16 protein-coding genes are annotated in these 13,012 nt (G+C 63.6%); 6 read left to right on the top strand and 10 right to left on the bottom strand.

From position 1 onward, the window contains the following. Nucleotides 1–41: 41 nt before the first annotated feature. Complete coding sequence (locus tag ACSC1S_RS17450) at nucleotides 42–821, bottom strand: PHP domain-containing protein (RefSeq protein ID WP_435365398.1); 780 nt, start codon at nucleotides 819–821, stop codon at nucleotides 42–44. A 136-nt stretch (nucleotides 822–957) separates the two neighbouring features. Between ACSC1S_RS17450 and ACSC1S_RS17445 the strand changes: the two genes are divergently transcribed. Then, a complete protein-coding gene (locus ACSC1S_RS17445; protein ID WP_435320073.1) occupies nucleotides 958–1,248 on the top strand; it encodes a DUF5789 family protein in 291 nt (96 codons plus the stop codon). Here the strand turns inward: ACSC1S_RS17445 and ACSC1S_RS17440 are convergent. From ACSC1S_RS17440 to ACSC1S_RS17430, 3 genes are all read right to left on the bottom strand, one after another. Then, complete coding sequence (locus tag ACSC1S_RS17440; RefSeq protein WP_435365397.1) at nucleotides 1,245–2,252, bottom strand: DUF5784 family protein; 1,008 nt, start codon at nucleotides 2,250–2,252, stop codon at nucleotides 1,245–1,247. The genes ACSC1S_RS17445 and ACSC1S_RS17440 overlap by 4 nt on opposite strands. 116 nt (nucleotides 2,253–2,368) lie before the next feature. Continuing rightward, nucleotides 2,369–2,731, bottom strand: a complete 363-nt coding sequence (locus tag ACSC1S_RS17435; protein ID WP_435365396.1) for a DUF5518 domain-containing protein — start codon at nucleotides 2,729–2,731, stop codon at nucleotides 2,369–2,371. Nucleotides 2,732–2,813: 82 nt separating this feature from the next. Continuing rightward, the gene (locus ACSC1S_RS17430; RefSeq protein ID WP_435365395.1) at nucleotides 2,814–3,776 is read right to left on the bottom strand and encodes a hypothetical protein; all 963 of its coding nucleotides are present in this window, start codon (nucleotides 3,774–3,776) and stop codon (nucleotides 2,814–2,816) included. A gap of 386 nt (nucleotides 3,777–4,162) precedes the next feature. Between ACSC1S_RS17430 and ACSC1S_RS17425 the strand changes: the two genes are divergently transcribed. After that, the gene (locus ACSC1S_RS17425) at nucleotides 4,163–4,339 is read left to right on the top strand and encodes a DUF5786 family protein (RefSeq protein WP_435365394.1); all 177 of its coding nucleotides are present in this window, start codon (nucleotides 4,163–4,165) and stop codon (nucleotides 4,337–4,339) included. Here the strand turns inward: ACSC1S_RS17425 and ACSC1S_RS17420 are convergent. The 3 genes from ACSC1S_RS17420 to ACSC1S_RS17410 all read right to left on the bottom strand — a co-directional run bounded on the left by ACSC1S_RS17420 (nucleotide 4,336) and on the right by ACSC1S_RS17410 (nucleotide 6,910). Further along, a complete protein-coding gene (locus ACSC1S_RS17420; RefSeq protein WP_435320071.1) occupies nucleotides 4,336–5,037 on the bottom strand; it encodes a DUF7530 family protein in 702 nt (233 codons plus the stop codon). The two genes, ACSC1S_RS17425 and ACSC1S_RS17420, sit on opposite strands and share 4 nt — an antisense overlap. Further along, nucleotides 5,037–5,957 carry an NAD(P)H-binding protein gene (locus tag ACSC1S_RS17415; RefSeq protein ID WP_435365393.1) on the bottom strand — a complete coding sequence of 307 codons (921 nt, stop codon included), beginning with the start codon at nucleotides 5,955–5,957 and terminating at the stop codon, nucleotides 5,037–5,039. The genes ACSC1S_RS17420 and ACSC1S_RS17415 overlap by 1 nt, the downstream gene beginning before the upstream one ends. A gap of 68 nt (nucleotides 5,958–6,025) precedes the next feature. Next, entirely contained in the window at nucleotides 6,026–6,910 is an 885-nt protein-coding gene (locus tag ACSC1S_RS17410; protein WP_435365392.1) for a YkgJ family cysteine cluster protein, read from the bottom strand. A 195-nt stretch (nucleotides 6,911–7,105) separates the two neighbouring features. On the opposite strand from ACSC1S_RS17410, the gene ACSC1S_RS17405 reads away from it, so the two are divergent. The 4 genes from ACSC1S_RS17405 (at nucleotide 7,106) to ACSC1S_RS17390 (ending at nucleotide 10,321) form a co-directional block, all read left to right on the top strand. Then, nucleotides 7,106–7,387, top strand: coding sequence for a hypothetical protein (locus ACSC1S_RS17405; protein ID WP_435320068.1), 282 nt, complete (start codon nucleotides 7,106–7,108; stop codon nucleotides 7,385–7,387). Between the two features lie 25 nt (nucleotides 7,388–7,412). Beyond that, nucleotides 7,413–7,640, top strand: coding sequence for a DUF7561 family protein (locus ACSC1S_RS17400; RefSeq protein ID WP_435365391.1), 228 nt, complete (start codon nucleotides 7,413–7,415; stop codon nucleotides 7,638–7,640). A 344-nt stretch (nucleotides 7,641–7,984) separates the two neighbouring features. Further along, on the top strand, nucleotides 7,985–9,859 hold the full coding sequence (locus tag ACSC1S_RS17395) for a helicase C-terminal domain-containing protein (protein WP_435365390.1): 1,875 nt from the start codon (nucleotides 7,985–7,987) through the stop codon (nucleotides 9,857–9,859). Nucleotides 9,860–10,057: 198 nt separating this feature from the next. Further along, nucleotides 10,058–10,321 carry a hypothetical protein gene (locus ACSC1S_RS17390; RefSeq protein WP_435365389.1) on the top strand — a complete coding sequence of 88 codons (264 nt, stop codon included), beginning with the start codon at nucleotides 10,058–10,060 and terminating at the stop codon, nucleotides 10,319–10,321. Nucleotides 10,322–10,352: 31 nt separating this feature from the next. Here ACSC1S_RS17390 and ACSC1S_RS17385 read toward each other — a convergent pair whose 3' ends face one another. The 3 genes from ACSC1S_RS17385 to ACSC1S_RS17375 form a co-directional block, all read right to left on the bottom strand. Further along, nucleotides 10,353–10,649, bottom strand: coding sequence for a hypothetical protein (locus ACSC1S_RS17385; protein WP_435365388.1), 297 nt, complete (start codon nucleotides 10,647–10,649; stop codon nucleotides 10,353–10,355). Nucleotides 10,650–10,732: 83 nt separating this feature from the next. Beyond that, nucleotides 10,733–11,836: a class I SAM-dependent methyltransferase gene (locus tag ACSC1S_RS17380; protein ID WP_435365387.1), complete on the bottom strand. Its 1,104-nt coding sequence runs from the start codon at nucleotides 11,834–11,836 to the stop codon at nucleotides 10,733–10,735. After that, nucleotides 11,829–12,938: a 60S ribosomal export protein NMD3 gene (locus ACSC1S_RS17375; RefSeq protein ID WP_435365386.1), complete on the bottom strand. Its 1,110-nt coding sequence runs from the start codon at nucleotides 12,936–12,938 to the stop codon at nucleotides 11,829–11,831. Before ACSC1S_RS17375 ends, ACSC1S_RS17380 begins: the two co-directional genes overlap by 8 nt. Nucleotides 12,939–13,012: the final 74 nt, after the last annotated feature.

Raw genomic sequence — 13,012 nt, 5'->3', positions numbered from 1 at the left:
TGAACCCTGCGTTCCCGGACCCGAATTGGCACGTCCCCGGGTCAGTCGACGAGCGCCGACACGTCGGCGAACTCCACCTCGGAGAGCCCGGCGAGTCCGAGTTCGTGGTCGTGGGCGTCGCTGCCGCCCGTCACGAGCAGGTCGTACTTCTCGACGGCTCGCTCGACCGGCGCGGTCTCGACCTCGCGCCCGTAGTCGTAGTAGCGCTCGACCGCGGGGAGGTCGGCACACAGCGCGAGCGCAGCCTCGGGGTCGGGATAGCGGAACGGGTGGGCGAGCGAGACGAGCCCGCAGGCGTCGAGCAGCGCCTCGCGCCCGCGCTCGAAGCTCGGCACGTCCCGGGGGACGTAACACGGGCAGCCGTTCCCGATGAGGTGGTCGAAGGTCCCGTTGTAGTCGTAGTCGGTGTCCGGGTGGGCCGCGACGGCCCGGGCGATGTGGGGGCGGCCGAGACCCTCGCGGCCCTCGATGCCGAGCGAGACGCCGAGGCGGTCCTCCACGCAGTCGATGATGGCCTGCCCGCGCTCGATTCGATTGGTCTGGATGTGCTCGACCACGTCGGCCAGGGCGTCGGTCTCGCGGACCCCGTACCCGAGCAGGTCGACGCGCTGGTCGCCCGCGTCGACGCGGAGTTCGATACCGTGGATGACGGTGACGCCGTCACGCTCCGTGACGGGCGCGTCCAGCACCGGGTTCATCCGGTCGTGGTCCGTGATGGCGACGACCGAGACGCCGGCCTCGCGGGCCGCGGCCGGTACCTCGTCGAGTTCCATCTGGCCGTCCGAGTTCGTCGTGTGGACGTGGAGGTCCGCATACACCATGCGCGAGGGTTCGCGAGCCGGGACCGAAACCCCTTCGGCACGATGTTTTATCACGATTAATGAGTAAAAGGACCCTCCGAGAGACCAAGGTTGGTTATGGACAATGTTTATAATTATCGTTCATCGTGTTTTGGGTATGTTCCGCAACGGAACCGACGACCGCATCGACGCACAGACCTACCCGATGACAGCCGGCGAACTCCGCGAGCGACTGGGCACCGAAGAACTGGAACTGTGTGAGGGCACCGAGACGGTCGAGCAGATCCTGGACCGACTGCAGTGCGACGAGACGTTCGAGACACCGGAGGACGTTCGCTTCACGCTGTACGGCGGCGTCTCCGAGCGCGCCATCGGCCGCAAGGGCTACTCGGACCGCGACCCGACACCGACGGGCAGCCCGCACGCACCCGACACGGTCTCGTTCTAAACCCACTCGACGACGCCGTCGAGGTCGAGCGGTACGTCTCCTTTCTGGTATCCTTCGACCTGACCGTCAGGTCTGACGCGATAGACGACCGCGGGCTTGTGCCGGACGTCCGGCTGCTCGCCGCGGACGGCCGCCCACTGGTCGTCGAGGAAGTTCGAGCAGTCCACGAACATGACGACGCCACCGCCGTGGTTCGCGAGCTGGCCGCTGGTCTTCACCTGTGCCGTGTCCCGGACCGCCGCGACCGGCGTGTTCGCACTCCGGCGCGAGGGTGACCGCGGACGGGTCACCTCGACGAGCACGTTCGTGCCGTCGGGCGCTTTCGCCCGGTAGTCGAGGAAGTGCCCGGTCGTCACCTCGATCTCGGGGGTCACGTCGTAGCCGGCGTCGGTGAGAACCTTCGCCGCGACGAACTCCGAGATGGCCGAGGCCATCCGGGTCCGGTCGACGTGCTGGCTCGTGCCGAGCTTGCCCGCCATCTCGTGGCGGTAGTCGTCGAGCGTGCCCGGGTGCAGGACCGATTCGAGGTACGAGAGCGCCTCGTCACGGTCAGCGTCGGGGAAGCCGCAGGCGTAGTCCCGGAAGAACTCCCGGGTGCTCTCGCGGCCGTCCTTGGACATGAGGACGGGGAGGAAGTACCAGCAGACGTGGGGATACTTCGCCAGCCACGGTTCTGCCACCCGGAGGTCCGCCAGGAGTTCGCGCTGGGCCCACCGGGCGATGGGGTAGGGGACCTGCTCCCACTCGAACTTGTTCGTCCGCCAGAGCGCGCTCGGCGTCTCCGTGTTGCCGAGCCAGTAGGCCTCGTCGTCGCTCCAGACGAACAGGGCGATGTCGCCGTTGTCCATGTCGAATCTGACGCCCTCCCAGCCGTTCGGGGGCCTGTAGTGCGGTGTGCCCATCTCGGCACCGATGTTCTGGTCGAGCGACGAGAGCAGCTGCTGGCGGACGCGGTCGAGGTGCCATCGTTCGGTCGACCGACGGAAACGGAGGGGTCGTGCCACGGGGGCGGCTACGAGGTCGTTTCTTAAACCTCGTTCGGGTCGGCTGACTCAACTCCCCGATTTTTTGGGAGGCATATCGTGTGAACAATTAATACCATAACAAGTTGCATCTAACGTCAGTGGTTGATTTTATTCATTCTTGAATAGAGAGAACCACCAAGCAAACCCCCAATAATGCTTGTCAGGGCTGTAAAAACGAGTAATGGTATACTTGCGATTACGAGTTCAGTTGGGTCGAAAAAGAAGAGATCACCCAGATTCCCGATTCCAGAGATGAGCATCGTTCCAATCGACACAACAATCACCAGTAGTAGTCCAATTGCTGCAGATAGTAATCCAACAGTAGCGTTTTGTTTATTTGTTTTTGAAAACATATATCCAGCCAGTACCCCACCCGCGAATGGGCCTACCAACGAATCAAAAAGGATTGCTGCTAAAAGACCGCCAGACAACATCGGCTTGGCGATTTTACCGTCCATAATGACAGTTAGATAGGGACCGGAATCAACCTTCCGATTCGCCGGTATAAAAGGTGTAAATATCCCTAACGAAGAGAGTTAATTATAGTTCAGTAGCATATATCCCCTTTATTTTCACGCCCTTTGTCCCACTATAATAGTCTGCATAAATAGTCCCGCCCCAACCTTTCGCAGACGTAGAGATTTGAAGAAGAACCCTGAGGTCGCCAGCAGATTGGGCAAGCTTCGAGGTCACTCCTTTACAGACTGTGGATCCGCTCGTATCCCCACTTTCTAGCAGAAATGACTCGGTGGCATCAGTATGGGGGTCTTGGACAAAGAGGAATATCTCACATTCACCACCATCTTTTGTGTCTTCAGCTCCAGAACGCGCATACTCGACAGAGATGTTTAATTCCCCATCTCCATGGCTATAATAATTGCCCCCTCTCTCCGCTACGGCATAGCAGTTAGCGTACCCGTAACCAGAAGAATTCGCTTCTATTTGGTTTGGATCGAGTGTTCTAGCAGACGTTACACCAGTACCACCTGTGTCTGTATACTTATTATATCCATATGAGATACTCTCTTCTCCACCACACCCAGCAGGGGTAGAACTGGTACTTACGAGGTTAGTTGAAGAGTCTTTAATAAACTCAGTAGGCTTTTTACTATGGGATTTCAGTATACCAATTTCATTCCGGTGTTTTTCTGATTGCTTAATCCCATTTGCCATCTTCGTCGTGTGCTTTTTTATATCCTCGGTGAGTTCGATGAACGCTTTGTTTTTAGAAATAGAATTGCCAAGATATAGTGAGCGATATTTGTCCCATCGGGCGGCCAAATAATTTATTTCTGGGGTTGGGTAGCGGCCAGCAAAATATTGTTTTACTTCATCCTTATCCGCATTCACTAGTGAAGTGTCTGGAACAGCAGAATCAGTAGAGAGACTTTCTGCAACAACAGAACTGCTAGAAAGCGTAGAGATTCCTCCGGCAATCGCACTGGTTCCTATCGCTCTGATAACTGTCCTACGGTCAAGCCATCCAGTTTTCTTTTCTGACATCCAACTCTAAAATTGTTCAACCCCCATATATAGATTTATATATAATCTAATTTTTATTTTTTAAATTTAGATAGGCAACATTCCGAAAACATAGCAGAATTGGCAATAGAACATATATAAATTTGGCAAACGGCTGAATATCAAAATAGAACAAATAGAAGACGACAATGTAGCCTTGAACAATAGAGTACAGTAGGCTAGATAATCCCTCCAAAAAATCACTATGATTATAAACAACGTATCTAATGGACCTGACAATTAAGCGAATATTAGTCATCAAAAGGTTAGTTGAGGGAAATCCGGTTCCAGCAGGATGGATTCAACTATAACGTCCCTTCCGCCGATACCTTCATATACCTCAGTCACAAATCATGGTTTCGAGTACCATGTCAATGGGTGCCTATGACGACGACGAACACGAGCGGCGCGAGCAGAAATCCACCCAGGTGGACACTGACTTCGACGACGAGCGAACAGTGTACCACGGTACGGTGGAGTACGACTCCGGTGACTCCGCCGACGACCTGCTCGCACAGTTCAAGGAGATAAAAGGCGGCGATTAGGCGAACCTTCCGCGCAGACTCAGTCCTACCGAGAGCGACGTGGCGGCCGTGACCGCACAGACGTGCCCGACCAGCACTGCGGCCAGCACCGGCCGGTCCCAGACGAACGGCACCAGCACCAGCTGAGCCACCGCGAAGCCGAGGTTGAGCAGGTCGGTCCTGGCAAAGGCCCAGGCCGTCCCGTGCGGGAAGTCGTACACGTACGCCCGCCAGATGGCCGTGACGGCGGCCCACCAGCCCGTCCCGATTCGGTAGGCCACGTCCCAGAGGATGAGCAACATCAGGTACACCGCCAGCACCGGCGGGTCCGGGCCGAACAGCGCGGTGAGAATCGGGTCCGCCGACCGGGCGGGGTCGAACACGAACAGGTGCGTGACGAGCGCGATGAACGCGAGGACGCCGAGAACGACCTCGACGCTGGAGCCAAAGAGCAGGCGCTGGTAGTGCGGGGGCGTCGGCAACCGGCGGATGGAGTCCCCGAGCCGGAGCATCAGGACGCTCCCGATAGCCGCGACGATGACCGCCGCGGTCCCCGGCAACACCGCCTGCCAGAGGTCGTAGAGCCAGGCGACGATGAGGATGGACGCCTCGAACACCGCGATCTGGATGGCGACCGCCGTCCGCTCGGTGATATCGACGCCCGGTAAGGCCCCGACGATGCTCTCGTACACCCAGGTCTCGCCGAACTCCTCCGCCATCAGTTCGCCTCTGGCGCTGCGCGGTCACGCGACGCCGCGTCCTCGGTCAGTGCCTGCTCGACCGCCGCGTCGAACGGGGTCAGGTCCACGTCGACGAACTCGTGGATGCGGTTCTCCGAGCAGACGACCGGGTTGCGCAGCCCCGTGATGAGCGGGCGCGCCACGCTCTTCGGGACGTCCGTCACGAAGTTGACCCAGTACGCAGAGAGTTCGGGCGAGAGCACGGGCACGGGGACGACACGGAGTCGTCGCCCCATCACCCTGGCGGTGCGTTCGAGCATCTCCTGGTAGGTCAGGATGTCCGGCCCGCCGATCTCGAAGGTGCGGCCCGCGGTCTCCTCGCTCTCGAGCACGCCGACGAGGAACGCGACCACGTCGTCGATGGCGATAGGCTGGCACGGGGTACGGACCCAGCGCGGGGTTATCATCACGGGCAGCCGGCTCACGAGCTGGCGGATCATGTCGAAGCTCGCGCTGCCGGCCCCGACGATGATGGCCGCCCGCAGCGTCGTCAGGGCGTACGACCCGCTCTCGAGGACGTGTTCGACCTCTCGCCGCGACCGCAGGTGCTTCGAGAGGTGGTCGCGTTCTTCCCCGAGGCCGCCGAGGTAGATGACGCGCTCGACGCTCGACCCGCTGGCCGCGTCGACGAAGTTCCGGGCCGCCCGGCGGTCGCGCTCCTCGAAGTCCGACCCCGAATGCATCGAGTGGACGAGGTAGTACGCCGCCTCGACCCCCTCGAACGCGGGTGGGAGGCTCTCGTAGTCGAGCAGGTCGCCGACGACGACCTCGGCATCGGCTGGACCGTTGTAGCGGGACCGGTCACGCACGAGGACGACCACGTCGTGGCCGGCGGCGACGAGTTCGGGGACGAGTCGACTCCCGACGAACCCGGTCGCACCGGTGACGAGCACACGCATGTGTTAGCAAAGTTCACGCGCCGGCATAACAGTCACCCCCAACCCGGCCGCGTCGCGGGGTCGACGGCTCAGTCACGGCCGTCCCAGCCCGGTGTCGTCGGCGCGCCGTGTGCTTCCTCGATAGCCGTGCCGAGGACGCTCGCAGAGACCCGCGACCCGATACCACTCGACAGTGCCTCCCAGTCGGCGAGCGCCCGCCCCGCCCACGAGTCCGCATCGAGCGCCTGCTCGCGGTAGCGCTCGTAGTGCGACTCGCTTCGCCCGGTGGTGCCCGGTGCCGAGGCCGCCGCGGTCGCCACGAACTCTGCCCGGTCCGTTCGGGTCAGCCCGCGCGTGACCGCCCGCTGGACGACGCCCTCGAGGTCCGCCGGACGGGGATGGACGAACACCTTCTCGCCGAGTGCCTGCCGACCGAGCAACAGGTTCCCCGCCGACTCGGGTGGGTCGTCGTCGACGAGTCGGGTTCCCCCGAAGGCGGTCTCGACGCGCTCGCACTCGGTCTCCTGGTCCAGGACGAGGTTGTGGCCCGGGTAGTCGGCACACTCGGTCGGATAGAGCTCGGAGCCGTGGATGCGACACTGCAGGGTCGCGGGGTCGAGGAAGACGCAGGACCGGAGCCAGCGCTCGCCGTCGATGCCGAAGGGCGCGACCGGTTTCGGTGTCTTGCGCAGTCCGACGAAGAACGCCGGTTTCCCGTCGACGGCCGCGATTCGGTGTCCGTCGATGGCCACCGTGTGGTCGTCCGACGCGTGCCACAGGCGCGGGACGAGCACGTCTGCCAGTCCCGCCTCGCAGTAGCGTCGCACCGTCTCCCGCGTCAGCGGGACGAGGTTGTACGTGTCGTCGAGCGGCCGGCGTGGCCCGCGTCGCTCGTGGTCGCTGCCCACCGAGTCGCCAGAGAGCGGTCGCCAGTCGAGACAGCAGCCGGCACACCCCTCGCAGTTCACCTCCATCTCTCGGTAGTTCGTGCCGCCGGGGGAAAAACCTCGACCTCCCCCGACTCACCGATTCGAATAATCTTCGGATATTTCGCCGTCCTGGTTCGTCAGACGGTCGTCTGACCCCGGTTAGGTCGTATATAAATAAATCTCAATAGGGCTACGTTTTCCACCCAAAGACATAACATAGATTTCCAATAAGGAGATGATATGGTGGCGGCACGACCACGGACGGTGGACCCCCTGTTCAACCGGGAAGCGGTGGTGAGCTTCGTGTTACTCGCGTCGCTCATCGCGCTGGCACAGCTCACGACGGTGGCTGTGCTCCAGATTCCGGCGTCCCTGCTCCTGAGTGGCTGGGCACTGCTGGAGCAGGTGCTACCGGCGTTCGAGTACACGACGATCACGTTCGCGGTGCTGTTCGTCGGCTACCTGTACGCCCTCGCCGTCGGACTCGCCTGGTGCGTCCGCCGGGCAGGACAGAAGGCCTAACCGACTCGGGCACCTCGAATCGGGCGTGAGCAGAGACCCCTGTGACGGGTGTGGCAAGCCCGTTCCGATAAGCGGCGGTATCGCCAACCTCTGGAGTTTCTCCGGCGACGAAGCCGGCGGCATGACACTCGAGTTCGACAGCGACGGCTCCGAGCACTTCCTCTGTTTCGACTGCATCGAGCGCCTGCCCGACGACCCGACCGCGGCAGACGTGGCGGCGCTCGAAGAGGCCGAGGCCCGGGACGACAACTGACCGGCCAGCATTCTGGCGCGCGCTGAGACGACACCGAGCACCGCGAGGTGGTCGGCTCGAAAGCGCGCGAGGGACGACCGGAGTGAAACAGAACGAAGTGAAGTGAAACGGAGGGAGTCGGCTGGGGAGGGCGTGGTGCGGTGGCGGTGCTGTGCGGGAGCGGTGCGGTCTCCATCGCCATCGGCGCGAGTGAACTGCTAGTTCGTACAGACCACCGGAACGCGAGTCGGGGTCACCAGACCACCAGCAACACAACACCAACCAGCAACGGCTCACGAAACCTCTCCACCAGATGCGACTAGCGACCGATGATTTTACACCCGTCCCACGGCTTCCACACGACAGTGGACCCGTCCCGTATCTTCGAGGAGTTCCCCGCTCCCTCCTACCGCGGCAACCAGGAACAGGCGCTCAGGGACATCCGTGACGCCTTCGACGCGGGGAACGACGTGGTGCTGGTGCGCGCGCCGACCGGGAGTGGCAAGTCCCTGCTCGCCCGGGCGGTCGCCGGCTGTGCCGCGAAGGCGGACCAGGTCGCACCGAGCGAGGCCAGCGGTGCCTACTACACGACGCCGCAGGTCTCACAGCTCGACGACGTGGCGGGCGATTCGCTGCTGGACGACCTGAACATCATCCGCGGGAAATCGAACTACAAGTGCATCCTCCCGGGTGAACGCGACACCCCGGTGAACCGGGCACCCTGTGTCCGCGAGAAGGGGTACGAGTGCTCGGTGCAGCACCGCTGTCCCTATTTCTCCGACCGGGCCATCGCCTCCAACCGGAACATCGCGGCGATGACGCTCGCGTACTTCATGCAGACCGCCGGGAGCGAGGTGTTCAGAAAGCGGGACGTGGTCGTCATCGACGAAGCCCACGGGCTGGCCGAATGGGCGGAGATGTACGCGACCATCGAACTCGGCCCGAGAACCGTCCCGATGTGGGACGACCTGAAGGTGCCGAACCTGGAATCGGTCGAGCGCGCGGCGAAGTACGCCGAGAACGTGGTGCAGACGCTCGTGCGCCGGAAGGACGACCTCCTCTCGAAGAAGGCGCTGACGGCCGAGGAGGTGTACGTCCGGGACCGCCTGCAAGAGCGCATCGGCGAGTTGGACTGGTTCGTCACCGACTACCGGGACCCCGAGTCGGCGACGGAGTGGCTGGTCGACCAGCCCGACGGCGAAGGTGGCCAGGTCACCATCAAGCCGATGAATCCCGAGAAGTACCTCCAGCACACCGTCTACGACCGCGGGAACAAGTTCGTCCTGCTGTCGGCGACCATCCTCAACAAGGACGCCTTCTGCCGGCAGGTCGGCCTCCCACCGGACCAGACCGCGCTGGTCGACGTCGAACACACCTTCCCCGTGGAGAACCGGCCGCTGTACGACGTGACACAGGGGAAGATGACCTACGAGCACCGCGACGAGACCCTGCCCAAAATCGCCCGGGTCACGACGCGCATCATGCAGCAGCATCCGGACGAGAAGGGCCTCATCCACTGCCATTCGTACGGTATCCAGGAGCGGCTCGCGGACCTCCTCCGGGACTTCGGCGTCGGCGAACGCCTGCGTATCCACGGCCGGGAGAACCGCGACGCCGAACTGGAGTCCTGGAAGGCCTGTGACGACCCCGAGGTCTTCCTGTCTGTCAAAATGGAGGAGGCACTGGACCTGGAGGGTGACCTCTGTCGCTGGCAGGTGCTGTGCAAGGCTCCGTTCCTCAACACGGGAGACTCCCGGGTCGCGCACCGACTGGAACAGGGCCAGTGGGCGTGGTACTACCGCTCCGCGTTGCGAACGGTCATCCAGGCCTGCGGGCGGGTCATCCGCGCCCCCGACGACTACGGCGACACCTACCTCGCGGACAGCAGTCTGCTCGACCTGTTCGAGCGTGCGAAGACCGACACGCCACCGTGGTTCGCCGAGCAGGTCGACCGGCTCTCGAAGCCTGACTTGCCCGAGTTCCGACCGCAGGAGGCGCTCACGGCGTTCGACGGCGGCTCGATACGCGGAAGTCGGCGGCAGGAGACGTGGCGCGAGGGCGGCACTGGTGGGAGTAGCAGTACGAGCAGCAGCGGCAGCAGCAGTAGCAGTAGCAGTAACACGAGTGCCAGCGCGAGCAGCAGCGACGACGAGGACAGCAATAGCGGCTCCTCGCGGCGCTCCCGGCGGCGACGCTCACGGCGGTCGCCGATGGCCGACGTGTGGGACACCGACGGGTAGCGTTAGAACGCGCCGATGACGCCCACGGCCGAGGAGAGGACCATCAGGCCGACGAAGATGATGGCGATGATCTGCTGGCGGTTGAGTCCGAACATTCGATTTTCTCTATCACCTCCGGGAGCGTAAAGCCCTCGGCTCGTCGTGGCTGGTCCACCCGGGAACCGACCGCTTTTGCGCCGGCGAAGCGAAGCCGGGAGCATGACCAACCGTCCGTCTGTACTCGAACTCTGGTCAGCACTGGCCCGCCCGCTGGGGGCGGTGCTCACGCTGGCCGGGGTCGTCCATCTGGTGAAAGCCGACACCTTGCTCTCGCTCGCCAGCCGGAGCTACGACCTGCTCCTCGACGTGGAGTTCGAGCCCCGTGACGGGGCGAAGAATCGGGTTCGGTTGCTCGGACTGTTCTTCATCGCCGCCGGCGCACACCTGCTGTACTACGGCGGCATACTGCCGACGCGCGACTGACCCGGGTGATGACCCAGGACCGAGCCGGCGCTCAGGCTCCGGTTCCCGACCGGGCCGCCCGGCGGACCACGTAGCCCAGCACGGCGAGGAGGCCCGTCCACTTCACGACCGTCCCGAGGAAGTCCGCGAACGCGGCGACCTCGTCGGCCAGCGCGAAGATGGACCGACCGTCGAGTGTCTGCGCCAGCGGCCGGAGGAACAGGTCGACGAACACGAGGTCGAGCGCGAAGTGGACCAGCCACGACGCGAACAGTACCAGTATGACGCCCACGAGCATGCGGGGAAGCTCAGCGTAGACCCAGTCGATGTCGTCTTGTGGGAGGGACATAGCGACTACTGAGTCAGACGACTGCAAAAACCCCGGCCCTCGTTCAGATGGGTTTCCGACGCTTCAGGACCGTTCAGTAGTGTTCAGTCGATTCGAGCGTCGACGACGACGTGCCAGACGCCCTCGCTGTGGCTCTTGACGCGCCGCCTATCGAGTATCTCGACTGTGCGCCCGCGGGCGGCCGCGGCCTCGCGGATGCGCGAGACCGGGCGCTCCCAGAGCCGGTCCTCGGGGGTCGCCTCGTGCAGGTGCAGGATACCGCCGGGTTCCAGGGCGTCGAGGGCCGCATCGAGGTACTCGTGGGCGTCGTAGTAGCCCATCACGACCCGGTCCGCGGTGGCCTCGACCTCCCGGCAGTCGCCGAGGATGAGCGAGACGCGGTCGAGAACCCCGTTCAGGTTCGCGTTCTCCCCGAGGAACCGGAAGGATTCGGGGTTCTTCTCGACGGCCGTGACCTGCGCGCCGGCGCGGGCCATCGGGAGCGTGAAGTAGCCGATGCCGGCGAACATGTCCAGCACTTCCTCGTCTTCCTCCACAACTTCGCCCATGCGGGCGCGTTCGGCCTGGTTGCCGGGCGAGAACATGACTTTCGCGAGGTCCAGCGAGTACCGGGTCCCGTGTTCGGTGTGGACCGTCTCGGTGTCGCCGAGGCCCGCCACGACCCGGGTGTCGGGCTGGCGGAGTTCGCCCGAGACGCCGCCGTGGGCGCAGACCGTGTCGGCCTCGCCGTGGAGTTCCAGCAGGGACTCGCCGATGTCCTGTTCTTGCTCGTCGGTCCAGCCGTCGAGCGAGACCAGGATGACGGAGCCGACGACCGCCCACGACGCAGGGGCAGCTGCGACCGCCTCGTCGTCCCAGCCGCGTTCTCGGAGCAGGGTTTCGAGGTCAGGTGCCCGCGGTTCGGGGTCGGTCTGGCGGACCACGTCGAGCACGTCGGTCGAGTTCGGGGGGTCGGTCACCGGGAGCGCGACGGTCTCCGTGCTGTACTCCTGCACCCGCCGGTCGTCGTCGTAGACGCCCTCGTCGCGCAGGCTCGCGATGGCGACCTCGGTGCTGTGCTTGGGGACGACCGCGGCGAGGTCGTCCGCGTCGTCGCCCGGTTTCACGAAGTCGTCGGGTTTCGTGGCGTCGTCTACCGCCGGCAGGTCGTCGGCAGACGGGTCGTCATCCGGCAGCTCGTCACTCATCGGGCAACACGTGCAGGCCGGCGCGACTCTTGAACACGCGGACCGTGTCGCCGTCGGGCTCGAAGTAGTCCGGTCGCGAGATGGTCTTCGCCTCGTACGTCTCCGGATCGAGCACCTGCACCGCGTGCTCGTCCTCGACCGTCACGAGGGGCGTCTCGACGCCGTCTTCGAGACTGCCGAGCTTGCGGGCCTCGGGGGCGTCGCCCTCCGAGTAACTCGCCTCGTAGCGCTCGCCCGTGGTGAGCCGCACGCCCTTCAGGTTCCCGTGGGCGCTGCGGACGAGGATGGGTCCGTCGGAGTCGTCCTCGTCCCGCAACTCGATGATGTCGCCGGGGATGAACGGCGGCAGGCGCACCGCGTAGGTCACCCGGTAGACCTCGTTCCCGTCCTCGTCCTCCGTGACGAGGGTCTCGTGGTCCTCCCACGAGCCGCCGAACTCCTCGGTTACCTTGTTCGAGATCTTCTTCCCGATGTTGTTCGTCGAGACCTTGATGTCGAGACCGTCCTTCTCCTCGCCCATCTCCGTGATGAAGGCGTTCCGGTCGCCCGTCGCCTCCATGTCCGCGACGATCTTGTTCGCGATCTCCTTCGAGCGCTCGATCTCCTCGTTCGTGGGCTGGCGGTCCGCCGCGCGCACCTGTACGATGGAGGCGTAGTAGTCGCCCGAGATACGCCCACAGCGGGTACAGGTCTGGCGCGAGATGAGGACGGGGACCGTCACCTGTGCCTCGCGGAACTGCCCGCGGACGATGCCGGAGAAGAAACAGTGCATCCGGATGTTGTTCTGGTCCACCTGCTCGGGGTCGACCTGCCAGGACACGTCCTCGGCGTCGACGTGGACCGACAGCGCCTCGGCCACCTCGTCGATGGCCACGTCGGTGTAATCTTTGGCACCGACGTCGACCCACCGGCGGCCCCGGTGGACCGCCCCGCAGGTCGCACAGACCATCACCTCGATGCGGTCGGGCGCGTCGACGAGCTCGAACTGCTCGAAGTAGCAGTCGTCGCAGACGCCCACGTCGGACTTGCCCAGCGGGTCGCTCGCGGCGACGTCTGACATGGGGTCGCCACAGCGCGGACAGAACGTTCGCTGGTCGCTCATTTGACGGGTATTGGCCGTTCTCACCTAAAAGGAACGCGGGTCTGGGTTCGGGGGAGCTGTGGTTCGTCAACCGC

The sequence above is a fragment of the Haloarchaeobius pelagicus genome (genome assembly GCF_051207375.1).
Taxonomy (GTDB): Archaea; Halobacteriota; Halobacteria; order Halobacteriales; family Natrialbaceae; genus Haloarchaeobius.
Note: the sequence above shows the minus strand (reverse complement) of the source record. Positions and strands in the feature narration are given on the sequence as shown.